This window comes from Flagellimonas alvinocaridis, assembly GCF_004916895.1.
GTDB lineage: Bacteria > Bacteroidota > Bacteroidia > Flavobacteriales > Flavobacteriaceae > Flagellimonas > Flagellimonas alvinocaridis.
On record NZ_SNTZ01000008.1, the window covers coordinates 13,894 to 40,345 of the forward strand.

Sequence of the window (26,452 nt, forward strand, 5' to 3'; positions counted from 1 at the left end):
GCCCTTTTTCGGACTTCCTTTTCCAAAAATCACGTTGTTCCAACCCATTGCGGACGGATATAAAAAAAAGCATTTTGGCCCTTTTTGCACTAATTTGTAGGAAACGGGATTTAGAATCAAATTACAATGGTCTTGTTTACAAAACTTTATAGCACCTTAGACCCCCTGCCTATCCCTTACAGGCATTATAGGACATTTCCGTTTAAAATTACATATCGGTATCCAGGCACGTGAACTTCCTTTTAGGTCGTACCGCCCTTTCCCTGTGGTTCGAGGGGCCGCTTATCTCGACGTTTTTGGTTCCTGTTCAGCCGGTGACTAACGGATATATCCGGATATTCCCCTATTGTGCCGGACTATTTGGTCCACCTTGCCCTGCATTGGGTAACACCCGCCAAACATGTCTATCATGAAACGTAAAAAATTCACCATCAAGGAATGGATTCCCGCGGAACGGCCCCGGGAGAAGATGCTGCTCTTCGGAGCGGATGCGCTTTCCAATGCGGAACTCCTGGCCATCTTCATCGGTTCAGGCACTCCCAAAGAGTCGGCGGTCGGACTGGCCCAGCGGATCCTCGATGGCTATGATGGGAATCTGGAACTCTTGTCCCAGGTCCCTGCCCATGCGCTGTACCGCTTCCATGGGATCGGTCCCGCCAAGGCGGTCACCCTTAAGGCCGCCTTTGAACTCCACCGCCGCAAGGGGCTTCCGGTACAGGAGGATTATTCACTGTTCGTGCTGAACGGTAGCGGGGATTGTGTGCGGCTCTTCTGGGAATACCATGGGGATAGGTCCGACCGGGAATCCTGGTTCCTCCTGGCAAATTCCAACCGACGGTTCCTCGGGCTGGTCCAGCTTTCGAGCTATGTGGACACCCCGGATGACCTGGACCTCGGGGACCTGCTCTACACCATTCAGGACCACTGTGCCTCCAAGCTGGTGTTCATCCAAAAGGGGGACTTTACCGATCCGGTGCCCAGTGCCTCGGACATCGCACTCTATGAAGAGCTCAAGGCCACGGCCGAACTCCTCGGGCTGGACCTGATGGATTTCCTGATGGTCTCGGAAACTTCCCATTGCAGCTTTGCGGACCTGGACCTGGTCCCGATCCTCCCGTACCGCTAACCGTCCCGCTCCTTTAGGGGGTGGTTGTCCTTGACCACCAACAGTATTTTGTCATTGTCCAACTTGAGATAGCCCATTTCAAAACAGAAGAAGTACGCGTCCCCTGCACGGGTCTGGTAGATGCTCGTGTAATAGTCGAAGTCGAACCCCTTGGCCAGGAGTTCCTCCCGGCTTACCTTGGTGGTTCCCGAGGTCCCGTGGTTGAGTTCCTTGATGATCTTTCGGTTCTTTTTCAATATGCCGATGATCTTGCGGACCAACGGGGAGTGCCCGGCATTTTTGTTGTAGTTGTAGCTGCTGCGGCACTGATCGTCGCAGAACTTTTTGTCCGAGCGGCCCTGGATGGGTTCGTTGCAGTATAGACAGTGCCTTTCCATAAAAATGCCTTCGTCCAAAAATAGGGATTTTTGACCATTGGCCCTTTTTCTGTCCTTTACACCACCGAAAGACCAATGTTTAGCTGAAATATAAGGGGTTGAAATGCCTTGGTCCATGGATATTGAATTCAGGTCCATTAGCCGGTGAAAAATAATTAAACGGATATATACGGTTGGCGACCGACTAGTGGCAGGGGAATGTCAAGCTTTGCCGTTGCAATAACCCCTTAACCCCGACCTTATGTTGGTAAAGACCCGTACCGCTACCCTCCAGGGCATCTCCGCCCGGCCCGTTACCGTGGAGACCAAGATCAGCCGTGGCATCCAGTGCACTTTGGTGGGCCTTCCAGACAATGCTGTCAAGGAAAGCCTGAAACGGGTGGACAGTGCCTTGGCGGAATCGGGATTTAGGATGCCGGGGAAAAAGATCTTGATCAACCTCTCCCCTGCCGGGCTCCCCAAGGAGGGCACGGCCTTTGATCTGGCGATGGCCGTGGGGATCATGGCGGCCTCCGAACAGATTCCACATGAGAAATTGGAAGGTTTCCTGATGTTGGGGGAGCTTTCCCTGGACGGGAGCCTCTTACCGGTAAGGGGGGTGCTGTCGGCTGCGGTACTGGCCAAGGAAATGGGGTGCAAGGGTCTTTGGGTACCTAGGGCCAATGCCCGCGAAGCGGCACTGGTCGATGGAATCGAGGTCTATGGACTTGACCATTTGGGGCAGGTCGTTACCATCTTGGACGGTACGCAGGAAGCGGGGACCCATACGATAGGTACTCCCAATATGGGGACCTTGGGCCCTCAGGTCGATGACCTTGATTTTTCGGAGGTCATGGGACAGGAATCCTGCAAACGGGCCATGGAAATTGCGGCTGCGGGGGGACACAATATCCTATTGATCGGGCCTCCCGGGGCCGGGAAGACGATGATGGCCCAACGGCTGCCGACCATCCTGCCCCCACTTGCTGCCTCGGAGGCCTTGGAGACTACCCTGATCCATTCCCTTGCGCAGAACCACTTGGCCGATTCCTTGGTCTCCGCCCGACCGTTCCGGAGCCCCCACCATACCATCAGCGATGTGGCCCTTGTCGGTGGGGGTGCGCCGCCACAGCCCGGGGAAATCTCCCTGGCCCATAATGGGGTGCTCTTCCTGGATGAGTTCCCGGAATTCAAGCGGACGACCTTGGAGGTGCTCCGCCAGCCTTTGGAGGAGGGCTGCGTGACCATTTCAAGGGCCAAGGCTTCGGTAAGGTACCCTTCCCGCTTTATGTTGGTGGCCTCGATGAACCCTTGTCCCTGTGGTTTTCTGGACCATCCGACCCTTCCCTGCTCCTGCTCGCCCGTGGAGGTGCAGAAATACCGGAACAAGATCTCTGGCCCATTATTGGATCGTATTGACCTGCATGTCCCGGTGTCCCCGCCTTCCTATGAGGACCTGACCGCACCGACCCCATCGGAAGATAGTAGGACCATCCGTGGGCGGGTATTACGGGCCAGGAAAATACAGGCCTCCCGTTTCCATAACAGTCCGGGGTGCTTTACCAATGCCCAGATGTCCTCGCGGATGGTCCGTGAATGCTGTGCTCTGGACTCCCATGCGCAATGGATCCTGAAAACGGCCATGGAACGGCACGGGCTTTCCGCCCGTGCCTACACACGGATCCTAAAAGTGGCGAGGACCATTGCGGACCTGGAAAATTCGCCAAAGATCGGGGTCAACCACTTGGCAGAGGCTATCCGGTTCCGGGGCCTTGACCGTCCGTCCTTTGGTAGTGGCCAATCTTCGGGCTTTGCTTCCTATCCCCTGCGTAAAGTGGGTGGGGGTCGATAATAGTTCCCGACCAATGCTCCTTATCCAATCCTATATTTGGATTGGAGCAAATCCATATCCGCTGCCAGTTTCCGGTCAACGACCTTGGCATAGATCTGGGTCGTCTTTATATTGGTGTGGCCCAACATTTTACTCACGGATTCTATGGGAACCCCGTTGGCCAGGGTCACGGTGGTGGCAAAGGTGTGCCTGGAAAGGTGGAAGGTCACTTTTTTGTTGATCTTGCAGATTTCGGCGATGTCCTTGAGGTAGTCGTTCAGTTTTTGGTTGCTTACCACGGGGAGTATATATCCTGTTTTTCGGGTATGGAATGCTGCATATTTTTCCATGATCGCCATGGGTATGGGCAATAGGGGAACACTGCTCTTGGTCTTGGTCTTTTTTCGTTCGGTCTTGATCCAGTGTTGACCTTTGATGTCCATGACAATATCATTCTCGGTGAGTTTCTTTACATCGGCATAGGAGAGCCCGGTAAAACAGCAGAATAGGAAGACGTCCCTTGCCCGTTCCAATTTTTTGTTCTTGAATTCCTTTTCCAGTAGGACATTAAGCTCACTTTCGGTCAGGACTTCCCGATCGATGAACTTCCATTGGGCCTTCCAGTGGAAGAAGGGATCTTTGTTGATCCAATTATGGGCATGGGCGATCCGGACAATTTTCTTGAAGTTGGTGATGTACTTGGTGACGGTGTTTCTACCCCCGGCCTTGGTGACCCTTAAATGGTGCTCGAAGCTCTGGATAAAGGCGAGGTCCACTTTTTTGATGGGGATGTCCTCTTTGCCGTATTCCTTCTTTAGGAATTTTTCCAAATGTTTCATGGTCCTGTTGTGCTGGTAGTACCTTCCCATGGAATAGTCCTGGCCTACCAGTTCCAAGATCTGTTCGTTGTGTTCCCGGTATAGGGATATGAGCATTTTTTCGCGTTTGCCATTTCCGAGAAATCTATCCCTGATGCCGTTGGCGGTTATGGTCTTTCCTTTGGAGACCATTTTACCGTGGATTTCATACAGTCGGTGGCGGATCTCGTCTAGGTACTTGTTGGTGTCCTGGGCGAATTGGCTGCTTCCCTTTACCTTTCCTGCGTCTGGGTTCCATTGGTTGGGGTCTACCTTTCGTTGGACGCTGAGTTCGATGCGCTTTGTGCCTACGGTGATGCGCAGGTAAATGGAGGCCCTTTGGTCATTGTTTGATCGGCTTTTCCTGGTGTAGAACAGGATTGCTAACGATTTTTTCATGGTTTTCTGCCTTTTTTCGATTTCAATGTTGTCTTTGTTACTTTGTTGACAACTGATATTCAGATTTTTAACATTAAATCGACACGCTTTTTGCGGATTTGGCAATGCCAAAAGTGCACACCGGATTGCACACCGGATTGCTCACCAATCCCTTTGTTTACGTTTGGAACCAAATAGGGGCAATGAAAATGAAAAAGCCCTAAATCATTGATAATTAGGGCTTTTTGGATTCATATGGAAGTATGATGTGATCGCGGAAGGATTCGAACCTTCGACCGTCTGCTTAGAAGGCAGATGCTCTATCCAGCTGAGCTACGCGACCTAAGTTTGCGGGTGCAAAGATACTAATGTCTTCGGTTGTAAAAAAAATTTTTTTGATTTCTTACCCCCTTCACCCCTATTTCCTCTGATTCTCTAGTGAAATCCTATTTTCTTGAGTCCTTCGTGGCTTATTTTAATCACGTCCAAGGGTTCCTTGTCCCAGGTCATATCCTGCTCAACGAAATATTTTAACATTCCAGAAGCTTCTTTTTGAGCCAAAATCCTTTTAAAATCAATGTTACCTTCACCAACTGGGGCAAATTTTCCCTCCTCATCCATATCCTTGACATGCCATGCCTTAAATCGGCCCGGATACATTTCAAAATAAGCAAGTGGGTCCGCCCCTGCCTTGGTCACCCAGTATAAATCCATTTGAAAGTTCACATACTTTGGGTCTGTGTGCTCCAAAAGGTAATCAATGGGTACAATACCCTCTTCATTCGTTTGATACTCGAAATCGTGGTTATGGTATAACAATTTCAATCCAGCGGCTTCACATTTTTTTCCCATTTGGGTAAGTATTTCTGCCAAATCGGATACAGAACCTTTCATTCCCATACTTCTGGTCTCAGCATTGTAGGTAAAAAGTCCCATTGGAGGTACTGGAATAACAAAGTACTCAAATCCCACTCTTTTGGCAGCTTCCAATTCAGTATCAATATTGTCCAAAGTGGCGGATGCCTGATGCGTACTTACCGGCTGTAGTCCCAGACCATTCAAATACGCCTTAAAATCCTCGGGAGCCATTCCATAGTACTTCCCATCATTGTAACCAGCGGCCTCCACATAGGCGTAGCCTGCCTCCTTTACCTTCTCCAGGGCAGCCTTGGCATCATCTCCCATATTATCCCTGACCGTATACAAGGCCAGTCCGCCAAAACTCTCTTGAGCATTTAAACTTACTGTTAAAAGCAGTGTTAAAAATATACCTAAAACACCTTTAGCTAATATTAAAACTGTTTTCATCTTCATCTGTAATAATTAATTCCTGTTCAATATAGGATTTTCTTGGGGATCTGCCTTTATGAATTCTTACCTGTTCACTTCAAGATTCCCAAAGTTTTCAAACGGCAGACAATTCCATAAGAAAAGCCAATAACAAAAATTGATTGAATCAATTCGTTGCTATTGGCTTTACAGATTTATGCTAGGTTCCTTAACGGATTTCCTGAATGGTCTTCAATGTATCACGAACCAATGCTTCCAGTCCGGCATAATCTTGATCAGCCAAAACCTTTTTGCTGATCAGTTGAGATCCCATACCTACACAAGTCACCCCAGAGGCAAACCATGCTTTCAGGTTATCGGTTTCCGTGCTTACCCCTCCGGTGGGCATGATGCTCGTCCAAGGTTGCGGTCCCTTTATTGCTTTCACAAAATCGGGGCCATAGGTCGATCCCGGGAACAGTTTAATGATCTCCACACCCAACTCCTCGGCTCGGTTAATCTCCGTTAGACTACCACAGCCTGGTGAATACATTATCTTTCTACGGTTACAGGTCACTGCAATGTCCTCACGCAATGATGGGGTCACAATGAAATTTGCCCCCATCTGTATAAAAAGTGAAGCCGCTGCTGCATCTGTAATGGACCCAACTCCCATAATCATACCTGGAAGTTTGGCCAAAGCGTACTTATTGAGTTCTGAAAAGACCTCATAAGCAAAATCACCACGGGCCGTGAATTCCAACAAACGTGCCCCACCATCATAACATGCCTTGAGCACCTTTTTTCCAAGTTCCACATCAGGGTGATAGAACAACGGGACCATGCCTGTTTCCTGCATCACCTGCGCCACTTCCAATCTACTGTACCTTGCCATATATCTTCTTCTATCTAAATATTAATTATCGGGCAACCCGTCCAGAGGCATCTCCTCCCATGAGCTTCTCCACTTCATCCACTGTAACCAAGTTCGCATCTCCTTTGATGGTGTGCTTCAGGCAAGAAGCCGCCACCGCAAAGTCCAGTGCATTTTGATCATCTTCAGGATACTTGAGCAGTCCATAAATAAGGCCTCCCATAAACGAATCCCCACCACCTACACGATCTACGATATGGGTGATCTGGTATTCACTGGATTTGTACATGGTCTTCCCATCATACAAAACCCCTGCCCACGTATTGTGCGAAGCGGATATGGATCCCCTTAGGGTCGTAATCACTTTTTTGGCATTTGGGAAACGTTCCATCATCTGCTTACAGACCGACAAAAAGGCCTCTGCCTTCACATGTTCACCTTGAGTAGTGATGTCCAGTCCTTCCGGCTTGATCCCAAAGTGCTTCTCTGCATCTTCCTCGTTTCCTAGGACGATATCACAATATGAGGTCAGTTCGGACATGATCTCCTCACGCTTGGCATCGTCACAAAATTTCCAAAGTTTGGCTCTATAATTAAGGTCCGTGGAAACGGTAAGTCCCAATTTCTTGGCAGCTTTAACGGCTTCGATACAGGCATCGGCAGCTCCTTGGGATATGGCGGGAGTGATTCCTGTCCAGTGGAACCATTCGGCCCCTTTGAACACTGTATCCCAATCCACCATGCCTTTGGTGATCTCGGCCATGGCCGAATGGGCACGGTCATAGACCACTTTACTTCCCCTACTCACTGCACCGGTTTCTAAAAAGTATATTCCAAGACGGTCACCACCAAATACAATATGTTCGGTACCAACACCTCTTTTCCGCATCTCCATAAGGGCACATTCCCCTATGTCGTTCTTGGGAAGTCGCGTCACAAAATCCACGGGAACCCCATAATTGGCCAAGGAAACCGCCACATTGGACTCTCCCCCACCGTACACCACATCAAAACTGCTTGCTTGCGAAAACCTTAAAAAACCTTCAGGGGCCAATCGAAGCATAATCTCTCCAAATGTCACAACTCTTTTCATTCCTTTTACTAATCGTATTTTTTGTTTGTTATTTTTTAATTTAATCTAGTTTCTTATTCTTTATCTTCCTCGATCTCTTCTCCCTTTGGAGGTCTTTTGTGCCAGTACGATGCCAAGATAGATCCTGTAATGTTCATAAGCGGACCAAATACCGCAGGAGCGAGCCCCATAGTGGCAATCTTACCCAAGGAGTTTGCAATACCTGAGGCCAATCCACCATTTTGCATTCCTACTTCTATGGATATGGTCCTGGAATCCCGCTCAGACATGCCCACAAGTCGTGCAAACCAATATCCTAATGTGTACCCAAAAAGGTTGTGTACCAATACCAGTACCATCAACAGACCACCTATATCCAAAAGACTGTCCCTTCCGGCCGCTGTGATCACTACTATAATTAGTCCTATTCCTAGCATAGAAATCACTGGCATGGCTTTATCCAACCATTTGGCGCCATCACCCCTCAATTTGTTGAACAACAGACCGGCGCCAATGGGCAGGATAATCATCTTGACGATGCTCCACATCATACCCAATACATCTATTTCAATGAACTCCCCTGCCAATAGTTTCATCAACAAAGGGGTTACAAAGGGAGCTATCAGTGTAGCAATGGAAGTAATGGTTATGGACAGGGCCAAATTTGCCTTGGCCAAGTAGGCCATTACATTTGAGGCCACACCGCTAGGCGAGCAGCCTATCAACACTATACCTGCAGCAATCTCCGGTGGAAAATCACTTAAGGTTGCCAATATAAAACCCATGACCGGCATAATGGCCAACTGGGCGGTAACCCCTACCAAAACCCCTTTTGGGGTCTTAATTATTCCTACAAAATCATTGACACTCATGGAGGTTCCCATCCCAAACATGATTATCTGGATCAAAGGGATGATCAAACCTGTGAGTTTAAAGTCGCCTATATACGTAAAATATTGTGGGTAATATAGTGCCAATGTTACCCCGGCAAATATCAAGGCGGTGAATACATTGCCGTTCAAGGATTCGTACCCGCTAAAACCATAGGCGCAAAAAGCAAATACACCAATGATTACCAGACCGGCACTGGCCAAATTACCCGTTACGGCCATTCCTATGGCAATGCACAGCAACAGCAGTGAAATCCACAATGAAATCGAATGTTTGTTTAATTTTTTCAAAAGTTGAGTTTGTTTTGGTTATTCTTATGCGTACTGTTCCTGTGCATGGAACAGATACCTATAGCTTAAAGGCTTGTCTGGCCAGTAATTGCCATTCTCCTTCTTGGGAGAGTTCATAAATCTGCATGTTCCCTATTTTGATTTCCAGGGGTTCCCCATCTTTTGTGGCACTGGCCAAAAAAATGTTCCGTACCACCGCAGTATTCCCCGATAAGGTAATAGTCTGCTCTGGTCCGGCCACTGATTGAAAATCAAAAGGGCCATTGAGCACATCATCTATAAAGGTTGCTTTATCCTGGACCAATCCACTGGAATGGCCGTAGGTCATCTTGTCCGAGCAAAGTTTTTCCAACACTTCTTTGGTTGGATTTTCCAATGCCTTATTAAATTCCAAAACCACAGCTTCCACGTCCGATACTTTAGGCGCAGGGGCTGCGGATTCAACCACTGTTGTTGTCTCTTCCGGTTTCTGTTGGGTATCCCCGCAGGAAGCTAGGGATAGCAACAGGGCCATTGCCGAAAGGGCAATGGCCGTATTATTTTTTACAGTCATAAATATTTATTAATCTTTAATTCTCTTTACCAAGTTCTCTTACTTAAGACCTTGTCCAGTTCTTCCCTGGTCATTTTTCCAAGTTCAGGTTTTCCTTTTAGCCAATTGATAAAGTCATTCTTGATTTTATCGCTCCACTGACTATCGATTTCCCCTGTGGTGTACTTTTTGGTTCTTACCATTTCAAAACCGAACACATCCTTTAGTGCAACGAATTCTGCGGTAGCCACTACTTGTTCCGCCAAATGGGCTGGTACAAAAAGAACACCTTCTTGTTTGGCAATCACCAAATCACCGGGAAGTACTATGGCAGCACCCATACGGATGGGCACATTGAGTCCCATGGTTACCATTTCCTCCAAAAAAGAAGGATGGAAATCCCGTACAAAAGCATTGAACCCTTCCAATTCCTTGACGGTTTCCAAATCCCTTGCACTTCCGTTGAAGACCACACCATTGCCCGACTTGCTAAAAATTGACGTGGCCAATGTGGCTCCCATAAGTGTACCTGCATCAATTTTTCCGAAGCCATCCGCAACATAAACGTCACCTTGGGAAAGCATTTCGATAGGCCAGGAATTGGTATTTCCTTTTCTGCCCTCGGCATGTCCACGCGCTTTGATGTTACTTTCCACATCGGGTCGGCTTGGCATGTACATGGCCGTTAGCGCACGGCCCACTACCGGAACATCATCATGGATCATTTTCCAATTCCCTTCGAACTGGTTGGTATACCCTTCGTTATTGAGTACGGTCCAAGCATCATCTATCCCTATTTTCTTGGCTCTCTCCAAAATACCATCCGGAATACGGGGGCGTCCATCATCAAAACGTTCACCCTTCCATTCCGAAGTCAAGAAAATCAACTCCTCTTTTGGGATTGTCTGACCTTTCAGACCTATTGAGATAAAAAATAAAAATACTATGGCAATGTTCAGTTTGAACATATGTTTCATCATGTTTAAGTTAATCGTTTGTACTATTTGTTTAGTCCAAAGCAGCTATACAATCAATCTCCACCAAAGAATCCCCAGGAACACCACCATAGGTAGCGACAGTAGTTCTTACAGGAGGGTTTTTACCGAAACGTCCACGATACACTTCGTTCATTGCATGATAATCGTTAAGGTCTGCCAAATACACATTTACTTTAAGGACCTTATCCATTGAGGAACCGTTCTTTTCCAATTCTTTCTGGATATTATCCAATACAATCTTGGTGTGCGCTTTTATTTCGAAAGGTTCAACGTGAGCTCCTTTACCTGCTATGTATAAAGTGTTTCCATGCTTTACTGCTCCAGAGAACAAAGGAACATCCTGATCGGTAATGATATCACCTACAACCTCTTTTTTAGCCTTGGCGCCTCCGGTCATGGCCTTTGCAGCTGTTGTAGCCCCAACTCCAAAAAGAGCTGCCAATCCTACTCCTATTCGTTTGAACGATGATCTTCTTGTTTGATTTTCCATATTACAATGTTTAAAAATGATTAAGGTTTGTTTGTTTACTATTCTAGCTTTTTTAATGATCAAGTGGCCAATGGTGGACCTCCGGGCACATTTAGTTTTGTGCGATTTTGCCTGTAAGATACCTTTTTGGCAGCGAACTTCGCTGTTAAATATTCTCCAAGGAATACGGAGCCACTAAGCTCCCCGTTGGAAATCTTACCAATGAACCAAAAACTGATACCATTTCCTGGAATCCTGAAATTACTTCTAAGCACTACTTCATCCCCTTCTATCATACCAATAATATCCTGACTGGCATATTCACTGGTGTGCGAGCCTGAAATCCAGTTACCATCTTGCTCCAAGAAAAACTTATGGCCACTGTTGCTCGTAAAATATGCTACGTCAACTTCCCAATGTCCAGAGATATCCTCACTTGGAGATACCATTTCATCTGAAATTGGTTCTCTTTTTTGTGAAAGCACCTCATACAACCTGTCCGCTACCACTTTTGCATTTCCTGGGCGCATTTGGCTGGGAGTAATGTTGATGGAAGTACTATCACCCCTACTCCAACCACCAATAGCTATCCTTGGCTTGTTTCGGGCCACTTCCTCGGCCACTTCCTCTCCTGTTATATGAAGCTTGTCCGGATCCCATTTTAAAATTAATCTAGGGGTCCTGTTGTTCAATCCTTTGGGCAAGGTCACTTCTGAAGTGATTCCATCAATCTTGGTCAATTTGGAAGAAATCTCATCCAACCAACCCAACCAAATCTGCCATTCCTTATCATGATCTCTGGTGGTCCAAGCCTCAACAGCAGCCAACATCCCCAACATCTCCTCTTTTCCTACCTTATTGTCCCTTCCAGGTCCGTGGTGTGGAGAACTAGCTTGCCATGCTGCCATGAGCAGGTCCTTATCTCCCAATAAAAGTCCCGCACACTGTGGCCCGCAAATGGCTTTCCCACCACTATAGGCTACCACTGTGGCGCCACGCTCCAAGTGCACGCAAGGAATGCTTAAATCTTCCGCGGCCGCATCGGCCAAGACTGGAATGTTCTTTGGCTTGGCAATTTCGCTGATCACTTCCAATGAAAGTGGTTTTCCTGTTTCATTGTCATCCCCGGTCATGATATAGATCATGGCCGTTCTTGGGTTGATGGCCTCCCTCATTTCTTCGGGTGAATCCACGGTGATCACTTTTACCCCAATATTTCGGATAGCGTGATCGTAGTAGTTTCGTGAACTTCTTGGGATGATGACTTCGTTCTTCTCAAAATCATCAATATGGGGTATTCTGATCAGTTTTTCTGGGTTACCACCGGTCACACAGGCAGCTGTAACGTGTTTCATGCCTGCGGCGCAACCTGCGGAGACCATTCCCCAATCCGCCTTGGTGATTTCCGCCAAACGACGGCCAATCCCTTCGGCCAGCTCATCGTATTGTACAAAGTACCCAGATGCGGCTTCTATGGCCTCTATAACCTCGGGACGTTCCGTGGAGCCCCCCAATATGGTAAAGGTACCTCTACAGTTTATAATGGTGTCTATCCCCAAGGATTCATAAATGCTTGGGCCTTTGGATGACTTGGTCATCAATGGACCTGTAACACTTCCCAATGTACCACCAAGCATTGATTGGCTGGCCATTAGGCTTCCCGCTACAGGAACAACACCTAACTGTTTGATTATTTCCCTTCGTTTCATGCTCATGTTTTTAAGTATTAGTTTGTTTTCGTTTGGTCCTTTCTATTTGTCCCATTCTTTACTGGACAATCCATTGAGATCATAAACTACCTTCCCATCCTTTAAAGTCACTTCGCACTCAAATTTTTGATCTCCCATCATTTTTTGGTTTCTCGTGTCCACAAAACCAAATTCTCCTTGCTTAACACTAAGGATGGCCACATCGGCGATGGCACCAACACTCAATTGCCCCAAATCGGTCCTGTTGATATATTGGGCAGGTTTCCATGTTGAAATTTCTATTACTTCTTCAACCGACATGTCCATGTTCAAAAACTTGGACATGATGTTTGTCATATCCTTCATGCCGCCATTCATACTTCCAATGTGCAGGTCAGTACTTATTGAATTGGGTTTGAACCCTTGTTGCATGGAAGGAATTGCCTGCGAAAAAGCAAAGCTTCCTCCACCATGGCCTACATCAAAAACAATTCCTCTTTTTTGGGCTTCGAACACAAATGGTTTAACCTTTCCTTGATCATCTACCACACGCTCCCTGCTGCCAAGCGATGCATAGGCATGGGTAAAGATATCACCTGGTCTCAATTTCTCCATAAAAAGAGTTTCTATGGATAGGGTCGGGGTACTACCCCCAAAATCAATCATTACCGGTACTTCCGCAATGGTGCCCGCTTCAACTGCTCTTTCAGTTGGGGTCCACTCAAACCCAGAATAGTGGGCCAATTTTACACCAACCAATTCAGGAAATCTTTTCACGGTCAAGGCCGTCATTTTTGGGTCCATGTCGTTAATATTCTGCTCAATAATACCGCCTTTCATACCGGAACCTACGATGTTCAAAAATGCCAATACCCTGGTCTTGGATTCGTCAATGACATTCTTCTTGAAAATCTGGAAATTACGCCAACCTGAACTTCCCGCATCCACGATGGTAGTGACACCACTTCTAAACGTGAAATTATCGGGGGCAACACTGTGCGAACCGCCGCTATACATTGAATTCTCTTCGGTTCCGAAGAACACGTGCCCGTGAAGATCTATAAGTCCCGGAGTGACCAATTTATCTTGGGCGTCGATTACTTTTTTACCTTTTTTGGCCGATATATTACTAGCAACTTCAGCGATTTTTCCCTCTGAAATGGCCACATCCATTTTCTTGTTTATACCATTTTTGGCATCGATAAGTGTCCCGTTCTTGATTACTAAATCATATTCCTGGGCTTGAACGGCCTTAGAACAAAACAAGACTGCCAAAGCAATAAGTGCGTACTTTAATTTATGTATTTTCATTGTGTTATGAGATTAGGTTATTCTTTTCTTTCTTTAATCATTTGAAATGCCCTTCCTGGACTCTCCACAGTAAAGGTCTCCACATTTCCATTGTCCTGCAGGGTTACGAAAGCTTGGGTGCCTTCCTTACCCCCAAATGCAATATTGGAGGCTCTCTTTCCGGTCAATGAAATCTCTTCGAGAATTTCCCCACTTGTTGTGGATATTTTGGCAACGGTACCTTTTCCATGCCGGGTCACATACAAATTCCCATCTGCATCGGTACGCATGCCATCCATGCCAAAATCTTCAAATTTGATAAGCAGGCGCTTGTTGCTGATTTCACCTTCAGGGGAAAGGTCATAGGCCCATATATTTCGTTGTACGGATTCGTTCACATAAAGTGTCTTGTTGTCGGGACTTACCTCAATACCGTTTGTGGTCCCCATATCTCCTTCGAGCAGGGTAAAGGTCCCCTCTTCCACTCTCCAAATCTGTCCTTTTGAATTGGCCCAATCAGGATCGCTGGCAAAGATGATATCATTGTCCATAATGGCAATATCATTGGGTTGATTTAATCCATCATTATGGGCATAGACACTAATTTCCTTGGTATCCATGTCTACTTTTAGAACATTGTGCATGGTATAATCCGCAATGAACATATCCCCATTACTGTTGAACCGGATGCCATTTCCAATGCTCCCTTCGGGAAGGGTTACAAAGAGTGAGGCATTCCCTTCGGCATCAACTTGGCCAATGGTACCCTGCTTTTCAAAGTTTACTACATAGAGGATTCCATTTGCATCCACAGCAGGTCCTTCAATTCCTCCAGTAAAGCCTGATGGTTCCGTTAAAACGCTACTCTTGTACAATGTTGATTCTTCTTTAGTGGTATTTTCCTGATCTTCCGTTGTTGACTGATCATTTGATTTTTGTTTACACGCTGTGGATAGCAGCACAAAACATACCGTCATCAGCTTAAAGTTACGGAAGCAATTGGAAATGCTTCTGTTCTTAACAGCCATTGTTATACGATATACAGATTTCATAAAAAAAGTGGTTTAATTGGTTATCTTATGGTGTTTCGTTGGTCTTTCTCACTTTGGCCACTTCTTCCGGGGTTATTTTTGAACCCTTGTTTCCAAAACTTCCACGCACATAGGTCAATATACCCGCTATCTCCTCATCTGAAAGTCTATCCAACTTTGGCATTACGTTGTTATATGATTTTTCATGCACAAATATTTCCCCACGTAGGCCTTGAAGCACTACATTGATCAAGCGTGTCTTGTCTCCCAAAATCCACTCCGCGTCATCTAAAGGTGGGAAACGATCGTTACCTAAACCATTTCGCTGGTGGCATACAGAACAATAGGTGTTGTAAAGCTTTCCACCTTCTCCTACATTTTCATCGCTATATATATCGTCCTCATCATTCGGTTTAACCACCAAGTCTTCGAACTCAACAGGGGTTTTAATATTGGAAGCGGTTCTTTTGCGCTCTTCCATCCCGGCCAATTCAGCTTCCCCAAATTCGTCTTTATCTCCTTTGTACATGATTCTCCAAATCTTACCTTTTTCAGAATCCGACACATATAAAGAACCATCAGGTCCAACTGCTAATCCCATGGGACGATAGGTTGCATCACTGGTATTCTTAATGATTTCCTGCTCCGCAAAACCATCAGCAAATACTTCCCAAGGTCCTGTTGGAATCCCATTTTCCATAGGGACAAATCCAATAAAATAACCTGTTTGGGGGTATGGGGCACTACTGGTAGAACCATGGAAGGCTATAAAAGCTCCATTTTTATATCGCTCCGGGAACTGATCTCCCTCGTAGAACATTATATCATTTGGTGCAAAGTGTCCAAGAAAACCAACAACAGGATCGGTCAATTGGTCCACATCCTCTCCCTGTTTTTCACCATCACCACCATATTCAGGGTTAAGGAAATAGTCTCCTTTTATCTGGTCATAATAATGGTATGGCCATCCAGCATCATCCCCATCCTTAAGTCTAACAAATACTTCCGAAGGCAATACAGAACCTTCCCAAGGTGTAAACTTGTTTGGCCATGTGGGGTGCATATAATCCCTTCCATGGACCACGGCGTATAGGTTGTCATCTTGGTGGTTCCAATCCATTCCCACGACGCTTCTAAGACCAGTAGCGAATTTTTCTCCATCTTCCTGAAACTGGTTCAGCTTGTTGGCATCAAACTTCCAAACCCCAGCTCTATCTTCCAGTATGGGGCAGGGGAACATTCCTGGTGACAATGGTGATCTATCATCCACTTGGCAGACGTCGGAGGGAGCCCCATACACGGTATACAAGTTTCCTTCATTATCAAAAGCTATAGGTTTGGTATCGTGCTGTCTGGGGGGCTGCCTATCCGTTAGAATTAGTTCCAGTTCAGTATCTGGCACCAATTGGTCTGTTAGTTTTTGACGATAGATCCGTGTTACAGAGCTAAAATATAGGTAGCCATTATGAATCCGCATCTCGGTACCGTAACTACTTCGATCTATATAATCATCAAATGTTTCAATGATATCTGCCTTACCATCATTATCGGTATCCCGGAGTGCAGCATTTCCTCCCTCGTCATTTGGAAATCTCAACTTTACATATATATCACCATTGGTATTCACGGTAAGGTGCCTAGCCCTTCCCTTTAAGCTGTCTACAACGGCTACGACCTCAAATCCATCTGGAACAAAAAGGCCTGCATTATCTGGGTCGCCTGCAGGCAATCCATTATCCTTTGAGGAACATTGCACAAGAAAAATTGCAGCGATAACGCAAAGTAAGGGATATACAAAAACACGCTTATTGTTGGCGTATTTAGTATTTGGTTGTTTGGTTTGGTTTAAAAAGTTAATCATTTTAATAAGCGTTATTGCTCCATTTTTTGGTATTGGTTCAACTTAGTTTAGTTCTTTATTCTTTGTGTTTCGGCTATCATTGCTTTTAGGGTATTTACAACTCCGGCACTGGCTTCATCTGGTTTTTGGCTGTAGTAATTTTCCAAAAAAGAATCAGCGGAAGACCACACCGTATGCATTACCCCTAAATATTTTTCTGCCATTTCCGGTGTTGAATTCTGTTTAAAGGAATGCATCATTTGCACTTGTTGTTCGGCTACTTTGGGCCTTCGCCATGGACAGGCAATAACCTGCAATCCGTTCATTGCAAAATAGGCAGGTGTTGGAATGGCTTTCTCATAGTGCCAATCGCATATGACCACAGATTTTGAAATTAGGTTCACTGCATTGGCCGTGTTGTTGTAACTTCCTTCCCACATGCCAATTCCAGAGTCTGTTCCATCGATTAGTCGATCACCCCATATCCAAAGTTCTTTTCCTCCTTTCTGTAAATGGTCACTAATCTTATTGACTTCTCCTGCGAACAACATAGCAGGGTCTTTGCCTTGGCAGCGGGGGCAATCTGGGTGGGCCAGATAAAATACCTCATCCATACCAGCATGAAAGGCTTTGGCCTCAAACACCTCTACAATCTCGTCCACAATATCAAAAACCACATCATGCACCTCAGGGTGCAATGGACAGTAGCTTTTGCAATAAAGCCGATCTGCGTTGGGCCATTCGTATTTTTCTGGAAGCTTCACATTTGGGGTTTCATCAAAATCTGGGTAAACTTCAAGCAGTTTGCTCAAATCGCTATGCCAGGATTGGTGCCCTAAAAGATTGACCTGTGGAATCAGGTTGATATTGTGTTTCTTACTGGCCGCAACCATTTTTTTGACATCTTCCTTGCTCAAAGGGTTTTCATCCCTAAGCTCTGGCCTAGACTCATAAGCGTATTTGTAGTCCACCCGAAGAATAATAGTGTTGATCCCTCCAGGGGCCAGTTCATCTTCAATGAATTTTACAAAATCGTTCACTTTGTCCTTTGAAGGAGCTGCAATGCAAAAGCCTTTAACAGCAAATGAGGATTGACCAAAACCCAAGGTTGTGGCAAGCAACAAAATCAGCAATGTTATTTTTCTTCCCATGATAATATGATTTACAGTTTGAGTTTAATTCCTTTTTTCTCCAGCCAACCCGTAATCGCAACAACAAGTAGAGCAAATACCATGGAGCCTATGAGCCCTATCACCCCCGTATTCAAAACATCTGGCAATGTGAAATCCACAAATGTGCGCATTGGATAAATAATATAAGGCAACATGTAGCAGGTCAATGTAGCCGTTCCCGCAGGAGCTATAATCTTGGCCCATTTGGTAATGTTCCTTTTATCTGCGATATAATGTAGAATAGCAAAAAGGAAAAAACCCATGGCCGAACATATGGCAAGCCATGAAGGTGTGGCCCCAAGTTTGGAGATTCCCCACATTGGTCGTGTACCCAATCCATATGCAAGACATACAATTCCCAAGACAGCAAGGATTGTGTATACCTGCTTTAAGCTGACCTTAGACCATTTTTCGAATATCAAGGATGCAACAATTCCTCCAGTGGTCAATCCTGGTATAGTACCTCCCACAATGGTTGAAAGATACCTGAATGGTCCTGACAATTGAATGGCCATGTCTGTTTGAGCCCAAACAGAAAGTATGTTGAAGAGAACCCAAACGCCAATCATTACAGCAAAATTTCCTCTAACAAATAAAAAGATAAGGGCATTGACCAAATATGCCCAACCTATCAATCCTAAAATACCCCACCATTGAGGGCGCATCCAATGTTCCCCGGAAGCACCTCCTTTATAAATAATGGCTAAAAACACGAAAACCGCCAGCCCAAGAATCTGTAATGGCAGATGCAATTGTTTTGGAATTGGGCTTTTCTTATAATGTGTCCATATTAAAAACACCCCAAGTGCCATTAGAATACACCAAAGATATTTTCCTATAATGATGCCTTCATGATAGGCAGATTCATAATTTACCATGAAAACGCCAATAAAAAGCAAAGAAAAAGAGCGGATTAGAATATGCTTGGCTATGTCTCTACGAGAATCTCCTTTTTGCAACCGGTTTTTAATAGCAAAGGGAATGCTTAGCCCTACAATGAATAGAAAAAGTGGGAATATCACATCTGAAAATCCTAAATAATCCTCACCAGCTTTGGCATGCAAAAGCCATTTGGGCAAGCCTTGCAGTGTCCAAAAGTCGTTTACCCATATCATAAAAAACATGGTCAGAGCCCTAAGAATGTCAATTGACTTAAGTCGCATAATGATTTAAATTGACCTTACACCTCTGTAATTTTTTTACCAATTTCATTGCACTCATATTATAAGTACGCACGAAACTTTAATAACCCTATACTTTTTTATGATTTTTAATAAAATATCTTCAGATGTGCATAATATCGCAATCTATTAAATTTTCGATTTCCTTTGGTTTAAAAGGGTGATAATTATTGTACTTCTAAAACAAAGCCTTCAAAAAAGGTAGCTCTCAAGGTTTTATCGGAGTCTTATGGATTCAATTTTTGAATTAAATATCCTATACCAATATTTCAAATAGGAAAAAAAGCGGGCGAGAAAACTGGCTTCCCCACCCGCGGCTTCAAACTTAACTCAACTTAAACATGTAAACTTCTAAAAATTAGGGGCACCAGTATCCCACCAAAGCCTAGTGCCTCCGTTGTCAGGTCCGCCAAGTTTAGTAACGGCTCCCGCAACACCTTCGGCATTGGTTGAAAGTTCACTATCCACAAATGGGATTCTTCGTATTTGAATATCCGTATCTATGGTTCCGGGGCTTTGATTGCTCACCACCGGAAAAATTTTGGGGTATCCTGTACGACGAAACTCACTCCATGCCTCTTGCCCATCAGGAAATACTGCAATCCATTTTTGGGTGATGATCTTTTCCAATTTGGTTTCGTTATCATCGGCTCCATCCCATGCAATAGTAGCATTGGTAAGGGCATTGATATTATTTGATGGATATACGGGATCTACGTAATCTGCTGGCACGGAAGTATTGTCCGCTATGTAATCGTCCGCACTGCCTACACCTCTTTGCTCAAAAGAAAGAGCTATACCCATTTCATAATTGGCTTGTGCATCACCAGCACCAGTCCATCCCCTCAAAGCAGCTTCTGCTTTAAGGAAAGCTACCTCAGCAGCCGTCATTAGCTGTACGGTGTACTGGGTCAAATCGTCATTGATTACCCCAAATCTCACATAGTCGGCTTTTTGAGCCGATGCATCTGCATATCCATCCAACAAGGGCAATCCGTTTCTGATTCCTTTGAGTGTTCCGGGAACAATGGGTTCTGTTTCCGAATCACCAGGGTTCACTTCCGAAAAATAGGCATTGATTCGCGGGTCGTTGTACCCACCCATAATGGACTCCATGGATGCATTCATACGGGTATCTCCCCATGAATTATCTATCTGGGCCAACGGATGGCTATTGGTACTGGTCACAAAAAATCCATCATCATTGCCTGCCATTACACCCAGCGGGTGGCTCAAGGCTTTTTCACCTTGCAACTTAGCCTTTTCAGGGGCTACTTTGGAAATTCGAATAGCGAGCCTCAACCGCAAGGAATTGGCAAATCTTACCCATTTGGAGTAATCCCCTCCATAAGCTAGGTCGAATGCTGTAAACCTTGGGCTTTCTATATCGGCCATAAGATTATCCACAGCGGTATCCAAATCGGCAAAAAATGCATCATAGGCCTCTTCTTGTGAATCATATACCCCTGCGTTATCCAAATCGCCGAAATTGGTATATACAATAGGACCAAAAACATCTGAAACCCTGTGCATGGCCTCCACCTTTAAAATCAGGGACACTGCATAAAGGGTAGGATATTCCCCTTGGGTGAGGCTTTCAATGTCCTTGACATTATTCATGACATTGGAATAAGGAACGGACCAGATGGTATTGTTCCAGCCACTCACCAAGTTATAGGTGGTGTTGTTGGACCCATTCTGAAAAGGGTTTGGAGGGGTCAAATATCCTGCGTAGGCATCCGCGTTCAAGTTCTGTTGAAGCTGGTATTGCCACCCTGGGTTGAAAATATAGATACTTTCAAACACAGGCTTGTATTTAGATCCCACATGTTGGAAATCCCCTTCGAGCTGTTCTTGGGTTATTTCCCTTGGGTTTTTATTGAGTTCTTCAAAATTCTCAGTACAGGACGTTGCCAAAAACCCTAAAGTTGCTGCCAAAACGCCCAATCTATATATATTTTTCATGAGTTTTTTTTAAAAAGTTAGTTTTACGTTTAGACCTGTGCTCCTTGTAGAGGGAAGACCTAAAACATCCACTCCCTGTAGTGCATTGCCCGTACTTAAACTGACATTGGGGTCATGTGGGGCGTCCTTGTAGAAAAAGAACAGATTGCTTCCCACTAAGGAAGCGCTCACATTGCTGAAGAAAGATTCTTCTCCCAAATCAAAGGTGTAGCCCAATGCCAATTCGGCCAACCGTACATTGGTGGCACTATAGACGTATTCACCCGTAAAACCATTCCTTCCACCTGCTGCACCGTAGTATTGTTGTGCCGTCCAAGTTTCTGGATTACCATTGATATCAACCACTTCGATGTTTCCATTGGCTGTTTCACGAGCGGTGTTATTGCTCAAGCCTTCCACAGCAGCTTGGGTCATACTCATGGTCTCACCACCAAACTTCCCATCAATCAAAAAGTCAAGACTAAAGTTTTTGTAGCTAAAAGAGTTGTTCCATCCCAAGGTGAAGTCTGGGTTGGCATTACCCACTTTTTCCAAACCTTCTATAACATTGTCGGGGTTTTGGTCATTTTCCACCAAACCTCCATCAACCACAACAGGTCTACCCTGTTCATCCCTTTTTACCACTCGGCCATAGATGTCTCCAAAGGAACCTCCTTCTACCAAATAGGAAGCAAAGGAATTGTTCCCAGCTCCGGAAAGGGTAAAATAGGTAGGTTCAATAAGTCCATCGGCAACCGTACCGTCATAGATGCTTTCCACTACGTTCTTGTTTCGCGCAAAGTTCACTGTGGTCTTCCAACGGAAATCCTCACTTTGGATGGGTGTGGCAAAAATAGTGGCCTCAATACCCCTGTTGACAATCTCTCCTGAATTTAACCCTGCATTGGGCGCTCCAATAACCGCAACCGAAGTTGGGAAGGGGAAATACTGGTTAACGGTCTTGGTGTTGTAGTACCCAACATCAAAGCCTAAACGATTGTTGAAAAATCTCCACTCGGTACCCAATTCAAAAGACTTCTGCTTTTCCGGCTTTGGTGTGGTCCCTGGAAATGGCTTGATAGGATCGGTAGGACTGATTCCATTACCAAACAAAATAGTCCTGTTTGGGCTAATTTGGTTAGGGGCAAAATCATTACCCACTTCTGCATATGAGCTTCTTATTTTGGCGAAGGAAATCTTATCTCCAAAATCAAACATTTCACTCAAAACCCCAGTAATACCCACAGAAGGATAGAAAAAAGAATTGTTTTCTGGTGGAAGTGTGGACGACCAGTCATTTCTAGCGGTAAGATCCACAAAAATCTTCTCGTCATAGCCCAAGGTAGTACTTGCAAAAACAGAATTGATCTGTCTATTCAATGAGGTCTGTGACAAGGCCACTTGGGAATTGGCATTAAAGTTCTGAACGGTGAACACATTGGCAAACTGAAGCCCTCCCTGTGATCCTGAATCTGCATTTAGAATTTCAGTGGTATTTCGCTTAACACTGCCACCTACGTTGGCTGTCAAAGAAATCTTCTCGGTGATATCGTAATTGATATTGGCAATGATATCCCCATATAGTTGACGGATATCCTGTTCGTTAAAAGTGTATCGGCCATTCTCATGGGCCAATGTGGCCTGGGTGGAAGCATAGGCCTTTCGTTCAAAATCCAAAAAAGATTGGTCATAGGTTCCCCTGGTCTGAATCGACAACCAATCTGTCACTTTAAAATTCAGGTTCAATGAAGCCAGTAATTTTCTATTGGTGTCTTCCCGTGGGTTTCGGTACACGATCCAATAAGGGTTCTGCTCAATATCAGCCAATGGTCTTACCCATCGTTGTACCTGAATGTTCCTGTCCGGGTTGTACTCTTCAAAATCAGCATAGTCTGTTAAACGCCCCTCTGCTGTTGGGAACACATAGGTACCCACCAAAGGATTGAAATAAAATCCTGAAACGGCCCTATTGTGTATCTTTTGGGTCGATGCCATAATACTGGCATTCATGGTCAACACATCATCAAAAAACTTGGCGGTTTCCCTCAAGTTTATGGTATGTTGTTTTAAGGTATTGTCGGGAAGAATTCCTGAAGCAAAACTGTTACTATAAGAAAAATAGGTCTGCGCCTTTTCTGTTCCACCGGACAAAGACACGGAATTGATGTTGTTCACTCCTGTTTCCAAAAAATCATCAACATTCTGCTGCGCTTCATCATTAAAATCAATCATATAAGCAGCTCTATCCACCGTAAGGTTGGAAGAAAAATCCACTTTAAAGGTGCCATCACGACCTTTCTTGGTGGTAATCAATATTACCCCGTTAAGACCTGCATTTCCGTAGAGTGCCGATGCGGAAGCACCTTTCAATACGGTCAAGGATTCAATATCGTCAGGGTTGATCAAGGAAAGGGCATCGCCCCCGTCCCTACCTCCACCAAAGGTGCTTGTAGGTTGGGCAGCAGTTGGGTTGGACAACGGTACACCATCCACCACATACAAGGGCTGGTTGTTTCCAAAAGAGTTGTTACCCCTCAAGGTCACCTTTACAGATCCCCCTACACCAGATGAACTTCTGGTAATGGCCACACCGGCTACCTTACCTGACAAGCTGTTCATAGGGTTGGTCTGTTTTACCCGGTTCAATTCATCAGAATCGATGTCCTGTGCTGCATAAGTCAGGGACTTTCTGGTTTTTTGGATACCGAGGGCAGTTACAATCACTTCACTAAGTTGATTGGCATCCTCCACTAAGGTAACATCGATGGACGATTGTCCGTTAACAGAAATTTCCTTTGTTTGAAAGCCAATATAGCTGATAACCAAAATGGCATTGTCATCTACTGAAATGGCATAATTTCCATCAAAATCGGTTTGTGTTCCATTGGTGGTTCCCTTTTCAACAATATTGGCCCCAGCCAGTGGAATTCCCTGTTGATCTACAATAGTACCACTTACTTGTTGCTGCAAACGCTCTACGGTTTCCACTTTCGATTCTTCAATCTTTATCTCAGATTTCTCTTTCTTCCGAACCACAATGGTATTGTTGGCAGTGAATTCGTAAGTGAAATCTACAGGGGTAAGGAGCATATCAAGAAGTTGTTTTGCTTTAACAACACCTTGTTTCACAGAAATTTCAGGAGCATTTTCCAACAAGTCGTTCCTATAAATAAATTTATAGTCGGCTTGCTTGTTCATCAGTTTAAATACTTGCTTAACATTGAGCACCTTATCCTTTGCGATCAAAATGTCAGCATCTTGGGAAAAGCCCTTTTCGGACCCCAGAGCAAAGGCAAGGGTACAACATAAGAAAATAAAAGTTTTCATAAGAAACTTTAAGAGTCGAAATCTTGTTTTAGATCGACCCAGATTCAAGTTAATTTTCATAAATTAGCAATTGGTTTAGTTATACTTAGTTTTAATTAATCCGCTGAGGACAAAGGCTATTACGGTGGAATGTGTTAGCCTTTTCCTTTTTTTATGCATTTAGCAATTTCTTGTCATATTGTTTTATTTAATATGTACGGTCTTATCCTTTACTTCAAATGTGACTTCTCCTTGGGCCGCTACTTCCATTACGCCCAAGATATCATCAAATGATTTGGTTCTTTCCAGTATCCCTGTAAAACTAAAATCTTTACGCTGGGCCGATTCAAAAATCACCTCTATATCGTACCATCTGGAAAGCACTTTCATTATTTCATCCAGCGTATCCCCTTCAAAAGTGAACACACCATTTACCCAAGACATTACTTGGGATGCATCTACATCCACAACAACTATATCATCCAAGGATTTATGAATCCTGGATTGCTGGTTGGGCCGAAGCATTTTCTTGGAAGTTCCCCTCTCAAGTGCAATGCTGCCACCGATTAAAGTGGTCACAATTTCATCATCATCTTTATACGCACTAACGTTGAATTCTGTACCCAAGACATCTATTTTCTGACCGTTGGAAACCACTTGAAAACTTGCTCCGTTGTTAAGGGTGCTTGGTGTCACCTCAAAATAGGCTTCACCATGCAAAAGTTCCACATTACGGGTCTCCATCCCATTAAAAGATACTGGATACTTCAGCTTGGTCTCCGAATTTAACCACACTTTTGTTCCATCTGAAAGCTGCACAAAAAACTGTCCCCCTCTCGGTATGGATAGGTAGTTGTACAAGTCGCCTTCTTCATTACTTATACTTTCTTTGCTGGAGTACACAATTTGCTCACCATTACTTTTGATCATTGGCGTACTGAAGTTCTTGCCTTTTTCCAACGCTACTTGATCTCCATTTTCCAAGGTAAGTACCGCTTTGTCAGAACCAATTACAATCTTGTTAGGCTTCTCTTGAATTGCTTCTTCTCCATAATACCCGTTAAGAACCAGTCCCAAAACCAACAAAACCGAAGCAGCAACAGAAACTCTTCTATAAAGCTGTAACCTTTGCTTCTTTTTTTCGGATCTGACTTTTTGCTTAATGGATTCCTTGGCTTCATTTAAATTATAGTTTGCCATACCGTTAGCGGTTAGATATTGGATTCTAACTAAATTATTAAAGGTTGTGATATTCTCCTTTTCATGCAAACTGTCCTCCAACCTCTCCAATTCTTCTTGATTGGCTTCCTTATTAAGGAACTTGACAATAAGTCTATGACGTTTGGGTGATTTCATGTTTTGCAATTATTCTTAAATACGTGTGAAAGTTTTTTGACCCTGTATTTTTTTTATGATTTTTTTTATAATTTTTCACACGAAAACGATAACGTAGTTAGGAAATCATCAACCTTCAATGGACTATACTGACGATAATTACTTTTTGACAAAACGACTGGTCAAAGGTGATGAGAAAGCATACGAATACTTAATGGACACTTATTATCAAAGACTCTGCAGCTATGCATACACTTTGACGAACGATCATGGTAAAGCAGAAGATATTGTACAAAATGTCTTTGTAAGGGTTTGGACGAAACGAAAAAAACTCAATCCTAGCTTTTTAATCAAGAACTTCCTTTATAAAGCGGTTTATAATGAGTTTATAGACGAGTATAGAAAGAATAAGTCTGTTCTGTACTTGGAAAAAAAATACTTGGAGGCCATAGACATTGCTGTTGAAAATGAGCAAGACAATCTGGAAGAGATCATTATGCTAGTGAATTTGGAAATAAACAATCTACCTCCAAAATGCAGGCGTATTTTCCTTCTCAACAAAAAAGAAGGGCTTACCCACACAGAAATTGCCGAGCATTTAGGTATTTCCATTAAAACCATTGAGGCGCACATGACCAGGGCCTTTAAAATTCTTGAGAAAAAACTGGGACATAAATATGAGACCATTTTTTTTCTTGCCTGTAACCCTAAACTACGGTAGA

Annotated in this window: 21 protein-coding genes and 1 tRNA gene; 3 read left to right on the forward strand and 19 right to left on the reverse strand. The window is 44.5% G+C overall.

Translation table 11 applies throughout. The features are described 5' to 3' along the window. The first annotated feature begins 409 nt into the window (after positions 1 to 409). A complete protein-coding gene (locus tag EZV76_RS12875) occupies positions 410 to 1,126 on the forward strand; it encodes a JAB domain-containing protein (RefSeq protein WP_161594419.1) in 717 nt (238 codons plus the stop codon). Here the strand turns inward: EZV76_RS12875 and EZV76_RS12880 are convergent. Next, complete coding sequence (locus EZV76_RS12880; RefSeq protein ID WP_313790965.1) at positions 1,123 to 1,641, reverse strand: DUF2116 family Zn-ribbon domain-containing protein; 519 nt, start codon at positions 1,639 to 1,641, stop codon at positions 1,123 to 1,125. The genes EZV76_RS12875 and EZV76_RS12880 overlap by 4 nt on opposite strands. Positions 1,642 to 1,744: 103 nt before the next feature. Here EZV76_RS12880 and EZV76_RS12885 point away from each other — a divergent pair, with 103 nt between their 5' ends. After that, positions 1,745 to 3,334 carry a YifB family Mg chelatase-like AAA ATPase gene (locus EZV76_RS12885; RefSeq protein WP_136566978.1) on the forward strand — a complete coding sequence of 530 codons (1,590 nt, stop codon included), beginning with the start codon at positions 1,745 to 1,747 and terminating at the stop codon, positions 3,332 to 3,334. A gap of 20 nt (positions 3,335 to 3,354) precedes the next feature. Here the strand turns inward: EZV76_RS12885 and EZV76_RS12890 are convergent, their stop codons facing one another. From EZV76_RS12890 to EZV76_RS12975, 18 genes are all read right to left on the reverse strand, one after another. Continuing rightward, complete coding sequence (locus EZV76_RS12890; protein WP_136566979.1) at positions 3,355 to 4,569, reverse strand: site-specific integrase; 1,215 nt, start codon at positions 4,567 to 4,569, stop codon at positions 3,355 to 3,357. A gap of 248 nt (positions 4,570 to 4,817) precedes the next feature. Then, positions 4,818 to 4,891, reverse strand: a tRNA-Arg gene (locus tag EZV76_RS12895). A 92-nt stretch (positions 4,892 to 4,983) separates the two neighbouring features. Continuing rightward, positions 4,984 to 5,856 (reverse strand): sugar phosphate isomerase/epimerase family protein, encoded by an 873-nt coding sequence (locus tag EZV76_RS12900; RefSeq protein WP_136567046.1) that lies wholly within the window; start codon positions 5,854 to 5,856, stop codon positions 4,984 to 4,986. A gap of 190 nt (positions 5,857 to 6,046) precedes the next feature. Then, positions 6,047 to 6,712, reverse strand: coding sequence for a bifunctional 4-hydroxy-2-oxoglutarate aldolase/2-dehydro-3-deoxy-phosphogluconate aldolase (locus tag EZV76_RS12905; RefSeq protein ID WP_136566980.1), 666 nt, complete (start codon positions 6,710 to 6,712; stop codon positions 6,047 to 6,049). Positions 6,713 to 6,737: 25 nt separating this feature from the next. Then, on the reverse strand, positions 6,738 to 7,784 hold the full coding sequence (locus EZV76_RS12910; RefSeq protein ID WP_136566981.1) for a sugar kinase: 1,047 nt from the start codon (positions 7,782 to 7,784) through the stop codon (positions 6,738 to 6,740). Between the two features lie 53 nt (positions 7,785 to 7,837). Then, a complete protein-coding gene (locus tag EZV76_RS12915) occupies positions 7,838 to 8,944 on the reverse strand; it encodes a bile acid:sodium symporter family protein (RefSeq protein WP_236640919.1) in 1,107 nt (368 codons plus the stop codon). Between the two features lie 58 nt (positions 8,945 to 9,002). Then, on the reverse strand, positions 9,003 to 9,497 hold the full coding sequence (locus tag EZV76_RS12920) for a nuclear transport factor 2 family protein (RefSeq protein WP_136566982.1): 495 nt from the start codon (positions 9,495 to 9,497) through the stop codon (positions 9,003 to 9,005). A gap of 26 nt (positions 9,498 to 9,523) precedes the next feature. Continuing rightward, positions 9,524 to 10,456: an RraA family protein gene (locus EZV76_RS12925; protein ID WP_236640920.1), complete on the reverse strand. Its 933-nt coding sequence runs from the start codon at positions 10,454 to 10,456 to the stop codon at positions 9,524 to 9,526. Between the two features lie 28 nt (positions 10,457 to 10,484). Beyond that, a complete protein-coding gene (locus tag EZV76_RS12930; protein WP_136566983.1) occupies positions 10,485 to 10,964 on the reverse strand; it encodes a RidA family protein in 480 nt (159 codons plus the stop codon). Between the two features lie 59 nt (positions 10,965 to 11,023). Further along, entirely contained in the window at positions 11,024 to 12,652 is a 1,629-nt protein-coding gene (locus tag EZV76_RS12935; RefSeq protein WP_136566984.1) for an aminotransferase class V-fold PLP-dependent enzyme, read from the reverse strand. A 42-nt stretch (positions 12,653 to 12,694) separates the two neighbouring features. Next, complete coding sequence (locus tag EZV76_RS12940; protein ID WP_136566985.1) at positions 12,695 to 13,942, reverse strand: amidohydrolase/deacetylase family metallohydrolase; 1,248 nt, start codon at positions 13,940 to 13,942, stop codon at positions 12,695 to 12,697. 17 nt (positions 13,943 to 13,959) lie between these two features. After that, positions 13,960 to 14,973, reverse strand: coding sequence for an SMP-30/gluconolactonase/LRE family protein (locus EZV76_RS12945; RefSeq protein ID WP_201741862.1), 1,014 nt, complete (start codon positions 14,971 to 14,973; stop codon positions 13,960 to 13,962). Positions 14,974 to 14,998: 25 nt separating this feature from the next. After that, positions 14,999 to 16,708 carry a PQQ-dependent sugar dehydrogenase gene (locus EZV76_RS12950; protein WP_236640921.1) on the reverse strand — a complete coding sequence of 570 codons (1,710 nt, stop codon included), beginning with the start codon at positions 16,706 to 16,708 and terminating at the stop codon, positions 14,999 to 15,001. Positions 16,709 to 16,860: 152 nt separating this feature from the next. Then, on the reverse strand, positions 16,861 to 17,943 hold the full coding sequence (locus EZV76_RS12955; RefSeq protein ID WP_136566987.1) for a family 20 glycosylhydrolase: 1,083 nt from the start codon (positions 17,941 to 17,943) through the stop codon (positions 16,861 to 16,863). Positions 17,944 to 17,954: 11 nt separating this feature from the next. Further along, a complete protein-coding gene (locus tag EZV76_RS12960) occupies positions 17,955 to 19,127 on the reverse strand; it encodes a DUF5009 domain-containing protein (protein ID WP_136566988.1) in 1,173 nt (390 codons plus the stop codon). 369 nt (positions 19,128 to 19,496) lie between these two features. Next, positions 19,497 to 21,110: a RagB/SusD family nutrient uptake outer membrane protein gene (locus tag EZV76_RS12965; RefSeq protein WP_136566989.1), complete on the reverse strand. Its 1,614-nt coding sequence runs from the start codon at positions 21,108 to 21,110 to the stop codon at positions 19,497 to 19,499. Between the two features lie 9 nt (positions 21,111 to 21,119). After that, positions 21,120 to 24,416, reverse strand: a complete 3,297-nt coding sequence (locus EZV76_RS12970; protein WP_236640922.1) for a TonB-dependent receptor domain-containing protein — start codon at positions 24,414 to 24,416, stop codon at positions 21,120 to 21,122. A 183-nt stretch (positions 24,417 to 24,599) separates the two neighbouring features. Then, positions 24,600 to 25,751, reverse strand: a complete 1,152-nt coding sequence (locus EZV76_RS12975) for a FecR family protein (RefSeq protein WP_136566990.1) — start codon at positions 25,749 to 25,751, stop codon at positions 24,600 to 24,602. 118 nt (positions 25,752 to 25,869) lie between these two features. Between EZV76_RS12975 and EZV76_RS12980 the strand changes: the two genes are divergently transcribed. Continuing rightward, entirely contained in the window at positions 25,870 to 26,451 is a 582-nt protein-coding gene (locus EZV76_RS12980) for an RNA polymerase sigma factor (protein ID WP_136566991.1), read from the forward strand. Position 26,452: the final 1 nt, after the last annotated feature.